This is a genomic window from Aliihoeflea sp. PC F10.4 (genome assembly GCF_054612275.1).
Genome location: NZ_JBTSWH010000001.1, coordinates 4,174,414 through 4,191,068, shown reverse-complemented (window position 1 = coordinate 4,191,068; position 16,655 = coordinate 4,174,414). Strand labels below are relative to the sequence as shown.

General features: G+C 63.8%; 13 protein-coding genes and 1 pseudogene. 7 read left to right on the top strand and 7 right to left on the bottom strand.

The window, feature by feature from the left end:
* The first annotated feature begins 104 nt into the window (after positions 1 to 104).
* Complete coding sequence (locus ACX82Z_RS21090) at positions 105 to 1,811, top strand: heparinase II/III family protein (RefSeq protein ID WP_459591044.1); 1,707 nt, start codon at positions 105 to 107, stop codon at positions 1,809 to 1,811.
* Between the two features lie 74 nt (positions 1,812 to 1,885).
* Entirely contained in the window at positions 1,886 to 3,502 is a 1,617-nt protein-coding gene (purH, locus tag ACX82Z_RS21085) for a bifunctional phosphoribosylaminoimidazolecarboxamide formyltransferase/IMP cyclohydrolase (protein ID WP_459591043.1), read from the top strand.
* Between the two features lie 39 nt (positions 3,503 to 3,541).
* Here the strand turns inward: purH and ACX82Z_RS21080 are convergent, their stop codons facing one another.
* From ACX82Z_RS21080 to ACX82Z_RS21065, 4 genes and pseudogenes are all read right to left on the bottom strand, one after another.
* Positions 3,542 to 4,348, bottom strand: coding sequence for an exodeoxyribonuclease III (locus tag ACX82Z_RS21080; RefSeq protein WP_459591042.1), 807 nt, complete (start codon positions 4,346 to 4,348; stop codon positions 3,542 to 3,544).
* Between the two features lie 122 nt (positions 4,349 to 4,470).
* A complete protein-coding gene (locus ACX82Z_RS21075) occupies positions 4,471 to 5,154 on the bottom strand; it encodes an outer-membrane lipoprotein carrier protein LolA (RefSeq protein ID WP_459591041.1) in 684 nt (227 codons plus the stop codon).
* Between the two features lie 111 nt (positions 5,155 to 5,265).
* Positions 5,266 to 7,844, bottom strand: a pseudogene (locus tag ACX82Z_RS21070) (FtsK/SpoIIIE family DNA translocase).
* Between the two features lie 156 nt (positions 7,845 to 8,000).
* Positions 8,001 to 9,458: an amidohydrolase gene (locus ACX82Z_RS21065; RefSeq protein WP_459591040.1), complete on the bottom strand. Its 1,458-nt coding sequence runs from the start codon at positions 9,456 to 9,458 to the stop codon at positions 8,001 to 8,003.
* 128 nt (positions 9,459 to 9,586) lie between these two features.
* Here ACX82Z_RS21065 and ACX82Z_RS21060 point away from each other — a divergent pair, with 128 nt between their 5' ends.
* Positions 9,587 to 10,066, top strand: a complete 480-nt coding sequence (locus ACX82Z_RS21060; protein WP_459591039.1) for a hypothetical protein — start codon at positions 9,587 to 9,589, stop codon at positions 10,064 to 10,066.
* Positions 10,067 to 10,143: 77 nt separating this feature from the next.
* Here ACX82Z_RS21060 and ACX82Z_RS21055 read toward each other — a convergent pair whose 3' ends face one another.
* The 3 genes from ACX82Z_RS21055 to tesB form a co-directional block, all read right to left on the bottom strand.
* Entirely contained in the window at positions 10,144 to 11,511 is a 1,368-nt protein-coding gene (locus ACX82Z_RS21055; protein WP_459911925.1) for an ammonium transporter family protein, read from the bottom strand.
* A gap of 33 nt (positions 11,512 to 11,544) precedes the next feature.
* Positions 11,545 to 11,883 carry a P-II family nitrogen regulator gene (locus ACX82Z_RS21050; RefSeq protein WP_252912000.1) on the bottom strand — a complete coding sequence of 113 codons (339 nt, stop codon included), beginning with the start codon at positions 11,881 to 11,883 and terminating at the stop codon, positions 11,545 to 11,547.
* Positions 11,884 to 12,092: 209 nt separating this feature from the next.
* Complete coding sequence (gene tesB / locus ACX82Z_RS21045; RefSeq protein ID WP_459591038.1) at positions 12,093 to 12,968, bottom strand: acyl-CoA thioesterase II; 876 nt, start codon at positions 12,966 to 12,968, stop codon at positions 12,093 to 12,095.
* Between the two features lie 95 nt (positions 12,969 to 13,063).
* On the opposite strand from tesB, the gene ACX82Z_RS21040 reads away from it, so the two are divergent.
* From ACX82Z_RS21040 to ACX82Z_RS21025, 4 genes are all read left to right on the top strand, one after another.
* Entirely contained in the window at positions 13,064 to 14,332 is a 1,269-nt protein-coding gene (locus ACX82Z_RS21040) for a ubiquinone biosynthesis hydroxylase (protein WP_459591037.1), read from the top strand.
* A 25-nt stretch (positions 14,333 to 14,357) separates the two neighbouring features.
* Positions 14,358 to 14,816, top strand: a complete 459-nt coding sequence (locus ACX82Z_RS21035; protein ID WP_459591036.1) for a YbaK/EbsC family protein — start codon at positions 14,358 to 14,360, stop codon at positions 14,814 to 14,816.
* A 64-nt stretch (positions 14,817 to 14,880) separates the two neighbouring features.
* Positions 14,881 to 15,318: an OsmC family protein gene (locus ACX82Z_RS21030; RefSeq protein ID WP_459591035.1), complete on the top strand. Its 438-nt coding sequence runs from the start codon at positions 14,881 to 14,883 to the stop codon at positions 15,316 to 15,318.
* 170 nt (positions 15,319 to 15,488) lie between these two features.
* Complete coding sequence (locus ACX82Z_RS21025) at positions 15,489 to 16,601, top strand: Glu/Leu/Phe/Val dehydrogenase family protein (protein WP_459591034.1); 1,113 nt, start codon at positions 15,489 to 15,491, stop codon at positions 16,599 to 16,601.
* Positions 16,602 to 16,655 lie beyond the last annotated feature (54 nt).

The window sequence follows — 16,655 nt, the reverse complement described above, 5'->3', positions numbered from 1 at the left end:
TTCCGCGCATTGGATGAGCATGGATCGGTTGCGTCGGGGCATCGCGCCCGTTTCCCATGCGGTGGGCAGCGCGTGAGTGCGATCGGGAGGCCGGGGTTTTGGCAATGGCGTGGAACTACGATCCCCAATTGTGGGGCTTCGTGGCGAGCGAGGCATGGCGCCGCGCCCGCAGACGCCTGCGTTCGGGGCCCCTTTACCGCTGGCGCTTTTCCGGCAAGACGCCCGAACGCATCCTGATAGCCCCGCCCGATTTGAGGCTGGCCGACGGCGCGACCGCGCAGGAATTCTACCGTGGACGCTTCCCGCTCGCCGGCTCCGTCGTTGAAACGGGCGGCACCTCGCCGTTCCGCGTCGAACGCGCGCCTTTGGCCTGGCAGGAGGCGCTGCACAGCTTTCGCTGGCTGCGCCACATGCGCGCGGCCGAAACGACGCTTGCCGCCGGCAATGCCCGCGCGCTCGTATCGGAATGGATATCGATCCACGGCCGCCGGATTTCCGCGCCTGCCTGGTCACCGGACATTGTCGCGCGCCGGCTGATTTCGTGGCTTCAGCATTCCCCGATCGTGCTGGCCGGCGCCGATATGGCCGCCTATCGCGCCTTCCTGAAGTCGCTTGCCGTGCAGATGCGCTATCTGCGCGCGGTCGCCGGCGAAATGCCCGATGGCGAGGAGCGGGTGCGCGCGCGCATCGCCATCGTCTTCGCCACGCTGTCGCTACCCTCTTCGCCTGCGCGTCTGCATGCGGTCTCCAAGGCGCTCGCGCTTGAACTCGAACGGCAGATCCTGCCGGACGGCATTCACATATCGCGCAATCCGGGTGCGGGGCTCGAGCTTCTTGCCGACCTTTTGCCGTTGCGCCAGACCTATTTCAATCAGGGCGAGGCGCCGCCCGACGCGCTGATCGGCGCGATCGAGCGGATGCTTCCCGCCTTGCGCTTCTTCCGTCATCAGGACGGCGTGCTCGCCCGTTTCAACGGCATGGGCGCGACGAGCCACGACCGCGTCGCTGCGATCCTCCATCACGACGACACCGGCGGCGCGCCGATCCTGCATGCCTCGCATGGCGGCTACGACCGGCTGGCGCTCGGCGGCACCACGATCATAGCCGATACGGGCGAGCCGCCGCCGCCCGATGTAAGCCACGAGGCGCAGGCCGGCTGCCTGTCCTTCGAGATGTCGTCGGGACGGCATCACTTCATCGTCAATTGCGGCGTCGACTCTTACGGCGCGGACGATTTCCGGCTGCTTTCGCGCTCCACGGCCGCCCATTCGACCGCGACCGTCAACGACACGTCCTCCGCGCGTTTCACCTTGCCCAATCGTCTGCGCGCCATGGTCGGCTCGCCGCTGATCGGTCCGATCCGCAAAGTGCGCTGCAAGCGGTTCGACAGCCCCGGCGTGCATGGCGTCTCGGCCAGCCATGACGGCTATCTGGCGCGCTTCGGCCTCATCCACGAGCGTGAACTGATGCTCGCCGGAAACGGCGATATCTTCGAGGGCACCGACCGCTTTTATTCGCACAAGGATGGCATGGCCCGTCCCGCCCCCGGGATGACGGCGCAGATCCGCTTTCATCTGCATCCCGATATCGGCGTCTTCCGGAACGAGCGCGGCCAGCTTGTCCTCAAGGGTAACGACACCGACATCTGGACCGTGGAAGTCGAGGGTGTCGCGCCTATCGTCGAGGAATCGATGTTCTTCGCGTCGATCGGCGGGCCGCGCCGTTCGCGCCAGCTCGTCGTCGAGATCGACCCTTCGGTGCTGCCGGAAGTCGCCTGGCGCTTCACGCGCATCGAAAAGGCGGGAAGCTGACCCTTCGCGGTTGATTCCGGCCCGCGCACCCGGTAGGCGAAGCCATCTCCCGCTTGCCCGAAGGATACCCCGCCATGGCCGTCGCGTCGAAGAACATTCCCGCCCCCGATCGTGTGCGCGCCACCCGCGCGCTCCTGTCGGTTTCCGACAAGACTGGCCTCGTGGACCTTGCCCGCGAACTCGTGGCGCTCGGCATCGAACTCGTCTCGACGGGCGGCACCTCGAAAGCGATCGCGGATGCGGGCCTGAAGGTTCGCGACGTATCCGACATCACCGGCTTTCCCGAGATCATGGACGGGCGCGTCAAGACGCTGCACCCATCCGTCCATGGCGGTCTTCTCGCCATCCGCGACGATGCGGAGCATCGCGAGGCGATGGAAGCGCATGGCATCGGCCCGATCGACATCGCGATCATCAACCTCTACCCCTTCGAGGAGGTGCGGCGCGCGGGCGGCGACTATGCCGCGACTGTCGAGAACATCGATATCGGCGGCCCGGCCATGGTTCGCGCATCGGCCAAGAACCATGCCTATGTGGCGGTTGTGACGGACCCGGCGGACTATCCGCGCTTCGTCGAAATCCTGAAGGCGAACGAAGGCGAGACCGACTATCGCTTCCGCCAGGAACTTGCCGCCAAAGCCTATGCGCGCACCGCCGCATACGACGCGGCGATCTCGGGCTGGTTCGCCGAGACGCTTCACCTCGACGCACCCGCCTCGCGCGCCTTCGGCGGTCGCCTTTCGGCCGAGATGCGCTATGGCGAGAACCCGCACCAGAAGGCGGCGTTCTACGTCAATGGCGACCAGCGACCCGGCGTCGCGACGGCGAAACAGGTGCAGGGCAAGCAGCTCTCCTACAACAACATCAACGACACCGATGCGGCGTTCGAACTCGTTGGCGAATTCGACCCGAATGCGGGTGCGGCGGTCGCGATCATCAAGCACGCAAATCCGTGCGGCGTCGGCACCGGCGTCTCCCTCAAGGACGCCTATCTAAAGGCACTCGAATGCGATCCGGTCTCGGCATTCGGCGGCATCGTGGCGCTGAACGGCCTGCTCGACGCCGATGCGGCCGAGGAGATCGTCAAGACGTTCACCGAGGTCATCATCGCGCCGCAAGCCTCGGACGACGCGATCGCGCTCGTCGCGGCGAAGAAGAATTTGCGCCTGCTCGTCACCGGCGGGCTGCCCGATCCGCGCGCGGGCGGTCTGGCGTTCAAGTCGGTAGCCGGCGGCATGCTGGTCCAGAGCCGCGACAACGGCGTCGTCGACGATCTGGATTTGAAGGTCGTCACGAAGCGCGCGCCGACAGATGCGGAGATGGCCGATCTGCGCTTCGCCTTCCGCGTCGCCAAGCATGTGAAGTCCAACGCCATCGTCTATGCCCGCGACGGCGCGACGGTCGGCATCGGGGCGGGCCAGATGAGCCGCGTCGATTCCTCGCGCATCGCCGTTCGCAAGGCCGAGGATGCCGCACAGGCGGCGGGCTTTGCCGAGCCGAAGACGAAGGGCTCCGTTGTCGCCTCTGACGCCTTCTTCCCCTTCGCCGACGGTCTGGTCGCGGCGATCGAGGCAGGCGCGACGGCGGTTATTCAGCCGGGCGGCTCGATGCGCGACGACGAGGTCATCGCGGCAGCCGACGAACACGGCATCGCGATGGTCTTCACCGGAATGCGCCATTTCCGCCATTGAAGGCGACTTCCCTTCTCTCCCTGTGGGAGAAGGAACCTCTCAGTCCAGATCGAACCGCGCGATCACCGGCACATGGTCGGAGGGGCGTTCCCAGCCGCGCGCGTCAGTCAGAACATCCATGCCGGTCAGATGGGGCGAGAGATTCTGCGACGACCAGACATGGTCGAGCCTTCGTCCGCGGTTCGACGCCAACCAGTCCTTGGAGCGATAGCTCCACCATGTGAAGAGCTTTTCATCGGGTGGGATCGCCTGGCGCATCAGATCCACCCAATTACCCGCCTTGCGCATCGCCTCGAAACTTTCCGTCTCGATCGGCGTGTGGCTGACGACTTTCAGCAATTGCCGGTGCGACCACACATCGGTTTCGAGCGGCGCGATGTTGAGGTCGCCGACGAGGATCGAGGCGTTGTCGTCGCCGCTCGTCGCCGCAACGTGATGCATCTCCGCGACGAAATCGAGCTTGTGACGGAACTTCGGATTGATCTCCGGGTCCGGCTCGTCGCCGCCAGCCGGCACGTAGAAATTGTGCAGGAGGATGCGCTTGCCGCCGGCCGATACGTTGACGGAAAGATGCCGGCAGTCCCCCTTGGTGCAGAAATCGCGCTTCTCGACGAGTTCCAGCGGCCGCTTCGAGACCGTCGCGACACCGTGATACCCCTTTTGACCGCTGATCTCGATATGCTCGTAGCCGAGTTTCCTGAGCGGCTTCAGCGGGAACATGTCATCCGGGCACTTGGTCTCCTGCAAACACAGGACGTCCGGCTGGTTAGCGCTGAGAAACTGTTCGACCAGCGGCATGCGCAGGCGAACGGAATTGATGTTCCAGGTGGCGACGGAAAAAGGCATGGGAGCGAACGGGACCGGAAAGAAGAAAGGATGCGGCCGGACCCTGCCAGCCGCATCCCGTCAACTCAAGTCTTTCGCCCTTGTTGCGGCGAAAACCGCCGCTCGTCCACAGTTAGACTGGCCTAGCGCTGGTTGTCCCGTCGCGTGGCGATCTCGTTGATGCGCTGATAGTTGATCGCGAAGACGGACGGATCGAACGTCACGCCCGACTGCACATTGTAGATCATCACGGTCGTGTCGCGACCCTGCGCATCGGTGATGGTCCATTGCTTCAGTTCGAAGTTCTGCGGATCGAACATCATCGTGATGGTCGAATTGCCGAACACCGAGCGATCCTGCAACTTGATGGTGGTCGCATCCGATTCCTGCTCCACGCTCTGCACCTTATTGCCCGAAAGGTCGATGCGCTCGTCGAGAAGCAGCTTCAGCGGTGTAGACGACAGCGAATAAAGGTCGGCCGTGTTCATGCGCGTGTTTTCGAGGACGACGGATTGTCCGTCCGACGTCACGCGGAAGGTCGACGGCTGCTCGTAGTTGAACCGTACCTTGCCGGGCCGCTCGATGTAGAATTTGCCACCGGTCTGGTCGCCATTCGGCCCGAACTGGACGAAATCGCCCATCATCGTCTTCACGCTGGCGAAATGGTCGGCGATCTGCTGCGCCTCGCCTGCCGCCGCCTGCGCGCTCGCTGGCGTCACGAAGGCGGGCGAAAGCGCGGTTGCCGCCACCATCGCCGCCGCGCCGAATGCCAGAAAGCCGCGCCGCGTCTTGGAAAGGCCCGGAAAGGTCGGTTTTACCATCGTCATCAGTCTCGCAAGTTCAGGTGTTGCCCTCGACCGAATGCGTAACGCGTCAGTAGGGCTTTAGTTGGGCTGGTCGGCGAGCAAATTTGTCGCAAGCCACCCACCCGCGCAGCATCAATATGTTTCTTCCTCGGTCGGCACGAGAATCTCGCGCTTGCCCGCATGGTTCGCCGGGCCGACGATGCCTTCCTGCTCCATCTTTTCGATGATCGAGGCGGCGCGGTTGTAGCCGATGCCGAGCCGGCGCTGGATATAGGAGGTGGACGCCTTGCCGTCGCGCAGGACGACCGCGACGGCCTGATCGTAAGGATCGTCCGAATCGTCGAGATTGCTGTTGCCGGACGAGCCGCCCTTGCCCGATGCGCCGCCATCTTCATCCTCGCCGTCGTCCTCGGTGATGGAATCGAGATATTCAGGCACGCCCTGAAGCTTCAGATGCGCGACGACCTTCTCGACCTCGTCGTCGGAAACGAACGGCCCGTGGACACGCTGGATACGCCCGCCGCCGGCCATGTAGAGCATGTCGCCCATGCCCAGAAGCTGCTCGGCGCCCTGTTCGCCAAGGATCGTGCGGCTATCGATCTTCGACGTGACTTGGAAGGACATGCGGGTCGGGAAATTCGCCTTGATCGTACCGGTGATGACGTCGACCGACGGACGCTGCGTGGCCATGATGACGTGAATGCCGGCCGCGCGAGCCATCTGCGCGAGACGCTGCACAGCCCCTTCGATGTCCTTGCCCGCAACCATCATCAGGTCGGCCATCTCGTCGATGATGACGACGATATAGGGCATGCGCTCCATTTCGAGCGTTTCGGTCTCGTAGATCGCCTCGCCCGTCTCGCGGTCGAAGCCGGTCTGGACGGTGCGGCTGATCTGCTCGCCCTTCTTCTCGGCATTGGCGACGCGCTGATTGAAGCCGTCGATGTTGCGAACGCCCACTTTCGACATCTTGCGGTAGCGATCCTCCATCTCGCGCACGGTCCATTTGAGCGCGACGACGGCCTTTTTCGGATCGGTGACGACCGGCGTCAAAAGGTGCGGAATGCCGTCATAAACGGACAGTTCCAGCATCTTCGGGTCGATCATGATCAGGCGGCATTCGTCCGGCGTCATCCGGTAGAGAAGCGACAGGATCATGGTGTTGATGGCGACCGACTTGCCCGAGCCGGTCGTGCCGGCGACGAGGACGTGCGGCATCTTGGCGATGTCGACGATGACGGCGTCGCCATTGATCGACTTGCCAAGCGCCAGCGCGAGCTTCGCCTTTGTCGTGCCGAAATCCTGGCTGGCGAGAAGCTCGCGCAGATAGACCGTTTCGCGCCGCGCATTGGGCAGTTCGATGCCGATCGCGTTGCGACCGGGAACGACGGCGACACGCGCGGCGATCGCGCTCATGGAGCGCGCGATGTCGTCGGCAAGGCCGATAACGCGGGAGGACTTGATGCCGGGAGCCGGCTCCAGTTCGTAGAGCGTTACGACCGGGCCGGGGCGGACTTGGATGATCTCGCCCTTGACGCCGAAATCTTCCAGCACCCCTTCGAGGATACGCGCGTTCTGCGTCAAAGCGTCCTGCGAGAGCGAAGCGTCGCGCTGCAGCGCGCGCGGCTCGGACAAAAATTCGATATCCGGCATCTCGAAGCCGCCATCCCCGCGCCGCGCCATCGGCTGGGCGGCGCGCTGTACGGTGCGCGGCGCAGCGGCACGAGCGGCGCCCGCCTGAGCGCGGCGGGCAGCGATTTCCTGCGGGCTTGGAACCGGGGCATCGAGGTCGAGATCGTCTTCCGAAAGGCCGATATCGTCCTCGTCGAATGGCGGCGCGACCGACGGCGCGTTCCCCCCATCGCCTCGAAGCCCGGCTCCACGCGCCCGGCCGGGCGACGCGCCAACTCGTCGAGCCCGTCGAATTCGTCGTCGTCGCGGCGACGGCGCGACATCGTCGGCAGAGCGCCGTTGCGCTTCAGGAACGCGTGCGCAGAAAGCCACATATGCGCCACGGCACCGATGGCCGCGAAGCGCCGGCCCTCGCCGTCCTCGTCTTCATAGTCGTCGTCGTAATCGTCGTCCTCGACCTCTTCGGCAACGGCTGCCTTGCGCGCGGTCTTCTTGCGCTCCGCGGGCAGCGTGCCGAGCGCGTTGCAGGCGACGTAAAGCAGCGCGCCCGCCGGAACGAAAAGCAGCGCGGCAGTGACGAAACCGGCCATCCCGCTCGGATAGGCCCCGATGAATCGGCCCGGCAGTGCCAGCACGATGTCCCCGAATACACCGCCGAGGCCGGAGGGCAGCGGCCATGTCGGAGGCGCCTCGACGCAGCCGATGATGCCTGCGCCGAGGGCGGCAGCGCCGAACCAGGCGAGGCCACGCTTGCCCGGCTGGAGGATGCGTCGTCCAAGCACAAGCCCGATCGCCCACACGATCGCCGGGATCAGGACGATCACCGAACCGAGGCCGAAGAACTGCATCAATATGTCGGAGACGACCGCGCCCGGATACCCGGCTGCATTGGTGACGGGGTTGTCGGTCGCATGGCTGAAAGACGGGTCGGCGACGTTCCATGTCGCCAGTGCGGCCACGATCGCAGCGACGACGACGAGGATCGCCGTGCCCGCAAGCTTTCGCACCTGCCGACGCAGGAAGCCCGTGAAACCGTCGTCGCCCTCGTTCAAGCTGAGCGCATGAGACTGCGAACGCATGCCTTACCCCGTATGCCCGTCGCGCCGGTAAACCGGCCAGATTCGCATCACGCTACAAGGTGCGGGTTAAGACGGCATTAACCACGAAAACGCACTCGCGATCGGGATTCTCGACAGTCGGGAACGCACGCCACGTAAAGCGGCGTGCGAATATCGTCAGTCCGACACGCGGTAGTCGAGCGGTGCTTCGCGATCGCCGAGCAGTGCGGAGTAGGAAAAGTCGGCACCGCGCGCATCTTCGAATTCGGCCTTGGCCTTTTCGATCAGCTCCGGAGACTGGAGGAGTTCTGCCGCCGTCAACGCCAAAGTCTCTGCCGCAAGACGCGTGCCCTTGTGGCCGATGGACATGCCGCCCGCGGCGACCGCTTGCCAGCTATGGGTTGCGGTGCCGGGCACCCAGGTCGCCGTACCGAGGCCGACGGTGGGGGTAGCCCAGCTGACATCACCCACATCGGTCGAATAAAAGCCCTGATCGCCGAAGCTGTAGTCCTGAACTTCGCCGACCGTCGTCAGCGGTGGCTGCGCGCGCAAAGTCGTCTGTAGCTGGGTAGCAAATGCCGTCTCCTCATCGCCCCATTCGATCGCTTCGGCACTGCGCAGATTGGCGTCCATGATCCGGCCGAGCGTATCGTTCGGCAGCACGGAATAGACACCGCTCATCCGCTCGACTTCATATTCGGTGCCCGTACCGAGCGCCGCACCTTCGGCCGCCTTCTCGATGCGCGCGAACACGTCCGCAACAACAGCCGGATCGGGATGGCGGACGTAGAGATAGCTTTCGGCAAAGTCTGGAACGACGTTAGGCGCGGCACCGCCATTGGAAACGACGTAGTGAATGCGCGTCTCCTGCGGCACGTGCTCGCGCATCATATTGATCATGTGATGCATGGCCTCCACGCCGTCGAGAGCCGAACGGCCACGCTCGGGATACATCGCAGCGTGCGCCGATTCGCCGTGGAAGCGGATTTTCGCGCTGACATTGGCGAGCGAACGACCCTGCCCCGCCGAGTTCTGGCTGGATGGATGCCAGTGGAGCACGACGTCGACATCGTCGAACAGGCCCTCGCGCACCATGTAGACCTTGCCCGAACCGCCCTCCTCGGCGGGCGTTCCATAAAGCCGCACCTGACCCTCGACACCGTTCTCTTCAAGCCATTTCGCCACCGCAATAGCTGCAGCAGCGGAGCCTGCTCCGAACAGATGATGACCGCATGCGTGCCCGCTTTCGATGCCCTCGACGTCTTCCTGATGCGGCGCGGCCGCTTGCGAAAAGCCCGGCAGCGCATCCATCTCGGCGAGGATGGCGATCACCGGTCCTTCGTCAGACCCGGCCGTCGCGATAAAGGCGGTCGGGATACCGCCGACCTCGCGCTCGATGCGAAATCCGTTGCCCTCGAGTTCGCCGATCAAAAGCGCCGTCGTTTCCGTTTCGAGATAGCCGAGTTCCGGCGTTGCCCAGATCGCGTCTGCAACTTCGTTCATGCGCGTTTCATAGCCGGCGATATGATCGGCAAGCTGCGTTCGGTTCTCATCGGAAAGCGACGAAGCCAGGGCGGCGGACGAGGCGGACACCAGCAATGCCGTCGCAACGGCGCCTATGGAAACGAACTTCATTTGCGTACCCTCTCTTGAAAACATGCCAACAAAGTCTCAGAGCGGATATTCGGAGACAAGTCACAATAGCCCGATAAAAGTGGGCCAATCGGCGATTGTCGTCGCGTGCCGGCGTAGCAGGAAAAGCCATGAACCTGACCTCGATCCAGACCTGGGAATTGCTGAGCTACGTCGTCACGGTGATCGGCCTGCCCGTCGCGATCGTGATCTTCACCATGGAGCAGCGCAAGGAACGCCAGAACGAAGAGGCGGAAATCCAGCAGACGCTGGCCGACGGCTATACGGATTTCCTGAAACTGGCGCTCGAACATCCCGACCTGCGGCTCTTGAGTGCGAACCGTACGCCTGACCTTTCGCCCGAACAGGCTGAGCGCGTGCGCGCGATCTATTCGGTGCTCGTCTCCTTCTTCGAACGCACCTACGTCCTGACCTACCGGTCGCGCATGAATGCGCGCCAGAAGCGCTACTGGAAAAGCTGGGAAGACCTGATGCGCGAATGGTGCGCACGCGACGACTTCCGCGACCTCTTGCCAAACCTTCTCATCGGGGAAGACCCGCAATTCGCCGACCATCTGACCGCGATCGCCGCCAAGCTCGAACGCGGCTGACCCATAAAAAGAGGCCCGGCAATGCCGGGCCTCAAGGTTGCAGCACCCGTTTCGGGATGCTGCGACGGGATTGGATATCAGCGGATGTTGGCGCCCGGGAATTCCGGATAGGCTTCGACGCCCACTTCCACTTTGTCGAGGCCAAGATATTCCTCTTCTTCGGTCGGACGCAGGCCCATGACGGCCTTGACCACGAGCCACACCACCGCGCTGGTTACGATGACGAACGCACCGACCACGACGATCGCGTAAAGCTGCGTGACGATGCTTGCGTCCGGGTTCGTGAAGACGACAGCGATCGTGCCCCAGATGCCAGCCAGAAGGTGGACCGGGATCGCGCCGACGACGTCGTCGATCTTGAACTTGTCGAGGAGCGGCACCGAGAACACGACGATCACGCCGCCTATGGCACCGATCAGCGTTGCCGTGCCGAGGCCCGGCGTCAGCGGCTCGGCCGTGACGGAAACGAGACCGGCAAGTGCGCCGTTGATGACGAAGGTCAGGTCGACTTTCTTGTACATGACCTGCGTGAGGATCGCAGCGGCAAGTGCGCCGCCGATCGCGCCGGCATTGGTGTTGGCCATGACGCGGCCGACATCGGCGATGTCACCGACGGTGCCCATGGCAAGCTGCGAAGCGCCGTTGAAGCCGTACCAACCCATCCACAAGATGAACATGCCGAGGACGGCGAGCGGCATGTTGGAGCCGGGCATGACGTTGACCGTGCCGTCGGCGTTGTACTTGCCCTTGCGTGCACCGAGGATAATCGCGCCGGTGAGCGCAGCCCAGCCGCCGACCGAGTGAACGACCGTCGAACCGGCGAAGTCGAGGAAACCGGCTTCGTCGAGGAAACCGCCGCCCCACTTCCAGGAAGCCTGGATCGGGTAGATCAGCGCCGTCAGGAAGAAGACGAAGACGAGGAACGGCCAAAGCTTGATGCGCTCCGCGACCGTGCCCGAGACGATCGAGGCAGCGGTGGCGCAGAACATGATCTGGAAGAAGAAGTCGGCCGAAACCGTCGCATAGGTCAGGTCGACGCCATCGGGGCCGACGCCGACAGGCTCGAGAACCGCGATGCCGATCGCGCCGAGCACGCCGTTGACCATCCAGGCGTCGCCCGGATACATGATCATGTAGCCGATGAGATAATAGGCGAAGCACGCCAGCGAATACATGGCGATGTTCTTCAAGAGCTGCATCGACACGTTCTTGGTGCGCACGAAGCCGGCTTCGAGCATCGAGAAGCCCGCGGCCATCCAGAACACCAGAATGCCGCCGATGAGCATCAGGAGCGAGTTCAAGATGAACTGGGTGTGCTGGGCAGCTTCACCGGCGACGGCCTCGGCCGCCCCTTCGGCGGCTTCCTGCGCGCCGGCAGGCATGGCTGCGAACGCTGCCAGCGCCAGCGCCCCCAGCGCCGGGCGAGCGATTGCGGAAAAATTCATGGTCTTCATTTCTGGTCTCCTGAGAACGGCGTCTTAGAGCGCGTCGGTGTCGGTTTCGCCGGTGCGGATGCGCAGCGCCTGGTCGATGCCGTAGACGAAGATCTTTCCGTCACCGATCTGGCCGGTCTTGGCGGCCGATGCGATGGCCTCGACGGCCTTGTCGACGAGTTCCGCGCCGACGGCGATTTCGACCTTGATCTTCGGCAGGAAGGACACGGCGTATTCGGCGCCACGATAGATTTCGGTGTGGCCCTTCTGGCGCCCGTAGCCCTTCACTTCGGTGACGGTAAGTCCCTGGATGCCGACGGCGGTGAGCGCTTCGCGCACCTCGTCGAGCTTGAACGGCTTGATGATAGCCATCACGATTTTCATAAGCTTTCGCCCTTTCCCCTGCGCGGAATCCCGCTGCTGCGTGACAACCGCCGCGGCCGTTGCTCGCAGGCGATCACGTCTAGGGAATCAAGAGCCGTGCCAGTTTGGCCGCGCCCGCGAAACGCGGCGCAAAAAAGGCAATGACGGCTTTTTCATCAGCCGTCATTGCCTTATAAATAAGCAATTACCTGCGAAAAACGCCGAAATGCCTATTTTTCGCGCTTTGTCTTCAGGCGGATAAGCCCTTCCTGCGCCACCGAAGCGATAAGGCGGCCATCCCGTCCATAAAGAAATCCGCGCGACAGACCGCGCGCGCCGATGGAATTGGGGCTGTCCATCGTATAGAGCAGCCAGTCGTCGAGCTTGTGCGGCCTGTGAAACCACATCGCGTGATCGAGGCTCGCCATCTGGATTTCTGGATCGAAACCATTGCGGCCATGCGCGAAGGTTGAGGTGTCGAGCAGCGTCATGTCCGAAAGATAGGCGAGAATCGCCGCCTGCAGCGCGCGGTCGTCCGGCACCTCGCCGGTCGTCCGCACCCACACATGCTGCTGCGGCGCAAGCTTCTTGCGGGTCGTGTAGTGCTCCAGAACCACCGGCTTGATCTCCAGCGGTCGCTCCCGCGCCCAGAACTTGCGGATCGCCTCGGGCACGTCTTCGCCCATCATTTCCAGAAGCTCGGTCTGCGACTTGAGCGCTTCGGGCTCCGGCACGTCGAGCGTATTGTCGATCTGATGCTCCAGACCCGGCTCCTCGACCTGGAAAGAGGCTTCCAGCGAGAAGATCGCATGGCCGTGCTGGATCGCGATGACCCGTCGCGTGGTGAACGACCCGCCGTCGCGAATGCGGTCGACCTCGTAGATAATCGGCACCGAGGGATCGCCCGGCCGCATGAAGTAGCAATGCAGCGAATGAACGAAGCGGTCGGCCGCCACCGTACGCTGCGCGGCGACGAGCGCCTGGCCGATGACCTGCCCGCCGAAGACGCGCTGCCAGCCCGCCTGCGGGCTGCGACCCCGATAAAGGTTGTGTTCGAGCCGTTCGAGGTCGAGTATGGACAAAAGCTCGTGCATTGCCGTCGTCATGTTGAAATCCCCCGGCAAATGCCGACATCCAGTATGGGTTCGGTTCATCAGGATCGAACCGCGAAGTCAAGAATTCGTGCGGAAAGGCCACCTCGATGGCGCAAACCAGAAATGACGCCCTCCCTGATATCGTGCCCGCCTTCGATATCGTCATCGCCGGCGCAGGCTACGTCGGCCTTGCAACCGCCGTCTCGATCAAGGCCGCGCGGCCGAACCTTTCCGTCCTGATCGTCGACGCGGCGCCTGAGGGGGTCTGGCAGCGCGACACACGCGCCTCGGCCATCGCGGCGGCGGCGACGCGCATGCTCGATCAACTGGGTTGCTGGACCGAAATCGCGCCCGGCGCACAGGCGATGACGGAAATGGTGGTGACCGATTCGCGCACGTCCGATCCCGTCCGCCCGGTCTTCCTCACTTTCGACGGCGAGGTCGGCCCCGGCGAAGCCTTTGCCCATATGGTCGCCAACAAGGACCTGAACGGCGCGCTGCGCCGCCGGGCGGGCGAGCTTGGCGTGGAATTGCGCGAGGGGCTTGCCGTCTCCGCCTTCGAGATGCTGCCTGCCGCAACGCGCGTTTCTTTCGCCGACGGCTCCTCCGTCGAGGCGAAGCTTCTGGTCGCCGCCGATGGCGTCAAGTCGCGCCTGCGCGACATGGCCGGCATCAGGACGGTCGACTGGGATTACGGCCAGTCCGGCATCGTGTGCACCGTCCATCACGAGCGCCCACACAATGGCCGCGCCGAAGAGCACTTCCTGCCGGCCGGTCCCTTCGCCACCTTGCCGCTTGCGCCTGATAGCGACGGCAACAACCGCTCGTCGATCGTGTGGACTGAAAGCACGCGCGATGCCGAACGCCTCGTCGCATCGGACATCATCGTCTTCGAGCACGAACTGGAGCAGCGCTTCGGCCTCCAACTCGGTGAAATCCGCGTCGAGGGCAAACCCCGCGCATGGCCGCTCGGCCTGACGCTCGCGCGCGATTTCGTCAAGCCGCGCTTCGCGCTGGTCGGAGACGCTGCGCACGGCATCCATCCGATCGCGGGCCAGGGCCTCAATCTGGGCTTCAAGGACGCCGCCGCTCTTGCCGAAACCATCGTCGAGGCCGACCGGCTTGGCCAGGATATCGGCACGCTCGACATTCTTGAGCGCTACGAGCGCTGGCGTCGCTTTGACACGGTGCAGATGGGCGTGACGACGGACGTCCTCAACCGGCTCTTTTCCAACGACCTCGCGCCGGTTCGCGCGGTGCGCGATATCGGCCTTGGCCTTGTCGAGCGCATGCCGCGCCTGAAGGACTTCTTCATCCGCCAGGCCTCCGGCCTTTCGCCGTCCGCCCCACGCCTCCTGCGCGGCGAGGCGCTTTAAATCGTCTGAACCGGCTGGACTTTCAATGAGCCTTGAATCCGTACGCGCGTTTTTCGCCGAGAACGCCCCCGACATACACGTCATCGAAACCGAACAGAGTTCCGCCACCGTGACGCTGGCCGCCGAGGCGCATGGCGTCGAACCGGACCAGATTGCCAAGACGATCTGCCTGCGTGTCGGCGACGAAACCATGCTGATCGTCGCGTCGGGCCTGTCGCGGCTCGATAACCGTAAGTTCAAGGACCGCTTCGGCGGTAAGGCGCGCATGCTGGCGGCGGAGGATGTCGTCGCGACCACCTCTCATCCGGTCGGCGGGGTCTGTCCGTTCGGCCTTCCAGCACCCCTTCCGATCTATTGCGACGTGTCGCTGAAAAAGTTCGACGACGTCGTGCCGGCAGCCGGCGCGACAAACGCCGCCGTGCGCCTGCCCATCGAACGCCTCGTTGCCCTGACAAGCGCCGAATGGATCGACGTTTGCCAATAGAGTCTGGAACACGAGGCGGCGGGCGCTAGTTTCACCCTCGAAAGTCCAACCCGAGGAGACTGACATGAACAGACATGCAACGGCGATCTGGCAAGGGGCGCTTCAGGACGGATCGGGCACGCTCGACACCCAGAGCGGCGCCTTTTCCAAGCAGCCCTATTCCTTCAAGGGACGCTTTCAGGACGAAAGCGGCAAGTCCGGCACCAATCCCGAGGAACTGATCGCCGCCGCGCATGCCGGCTGCTTCGCCATGCAGCTTTCGCATTTCCTTGCCGAAAACGGCACGCCGGCCGAAAAGCTCGATGCCAAGGCGGTCGTCACCTACGGACCGGCGGAAGGCGGTGGCTTCGAAATCACCGAAAGCGCCATCCAGTTGACCGGTAACGTGCCCGGCATCGACGAGGCGAAGTTCAAGGAACTCGCCGAAAAAGCCAAGGAAGGTTGCCCTGTCTCCAAGGCGCTCGGCGCGATCAAGGTTTCGCTCGACGCGAAACTGGCCTGACGCAGACAGCCGGGAATAAGGACCTGCGCGAAGGACGCGCGCAGGAAATTTCCTGACGCCCGCATCGATTTTGACGCAAGGGAATGACCGGTTTCCTTGCGTCTTCGCAACCAAAGATCGGCCGATCCACCCTATGATGTTGCACACGCAACGGACGGGAGGAAAACGCCATGTTGCACGCCTTGAAGCCTGCCGCACAGCACGCGCAGACGACCCTTGAAATCACTGACATCACCGAAGACGCCAAGCTTTTGCCCGGCTTTGACGGGCATGAGCGTGTCGTGCTCGGCCGCGACGAGACCCGCGGGCTGATCGCGATCGTCGCGATCCACGATACGCGCCTTGGCCCCGCCCTTGGCGGCACGCGCGTGTGGAAGCATGACAGCCTTGAAGCGGCGATCACCGACGCGTTGCGCCTGTCGCATGGCATGACCTACAAATCCGCCATCGCAGGCATGCCCTTTGGCGGCGGCAAGGCCGTCATCATGGCCAACGCGAAGACCGACAAGACGCCTGAACTTCTCGAAGCCTATGCCGAGATGCTGAGCGTCCTCGACGGCGACTATTACACGGGCGAGGATGTGGGCCTGACGCTCGCAGACGCGGATTTCCTGCGTGCGCGCACACCGAACGTTACCGGCACGACGCTGGGCGGCTCGGAAAATCCCTCGCCCGTCACCGCACACGGCGTCTTTCTCGGCCTGAAGGCCTCGGTCGCGCATCGTCTGGGTCGCACCGATCTTGCTGGCCTCAAGGTGGCCGTTCAGGGTCTGGGATCGGTCGGTCGCCGTCTGTGCGAGGAATTGCACGAAGCAGGGGCAAAGCTCGTCGTTGCGGATATCGATCCCGCGCGGGTTGCGGCAGCGCGCAACGATTTCGATGCGGAAGTCACGGGTTCCGACGAGATCACACGCGCCGATGTCGATGTTTTCGCCCCCTGCGCGCTCGGCGGCGTCATTCATAGCGATATGATCGATGTGATCAGGGCGAAGGTGATTGCGGGCGCGGCTAACAACCAGCTTGCCGAGGCCTCAGACGCACAGCGTCTTGCCGATCGCGGCATTCTTTACGCGCCGGACTATGTCATCAACTCCGGCGGCCTGATCAACGTGGCCAGCGAACTCCTGCCCGGCGGCTACGACCGCGCCCGTGCGATGAAGCTCGTCGAAACCATACCGGCCACGCTTGGCGATATCTTCGCGCGGGCCGAAGCCACCGGCCGTCCGACGGACGCAGTCGCGCAGGCGCTCGCTGAGGAGCGCCTGTCCGCCGGCAACCGATGATCCTTAGGGGAACCGGCCGGAAGATCGCGCGATGCGACGCCGGCCGGATTTGCC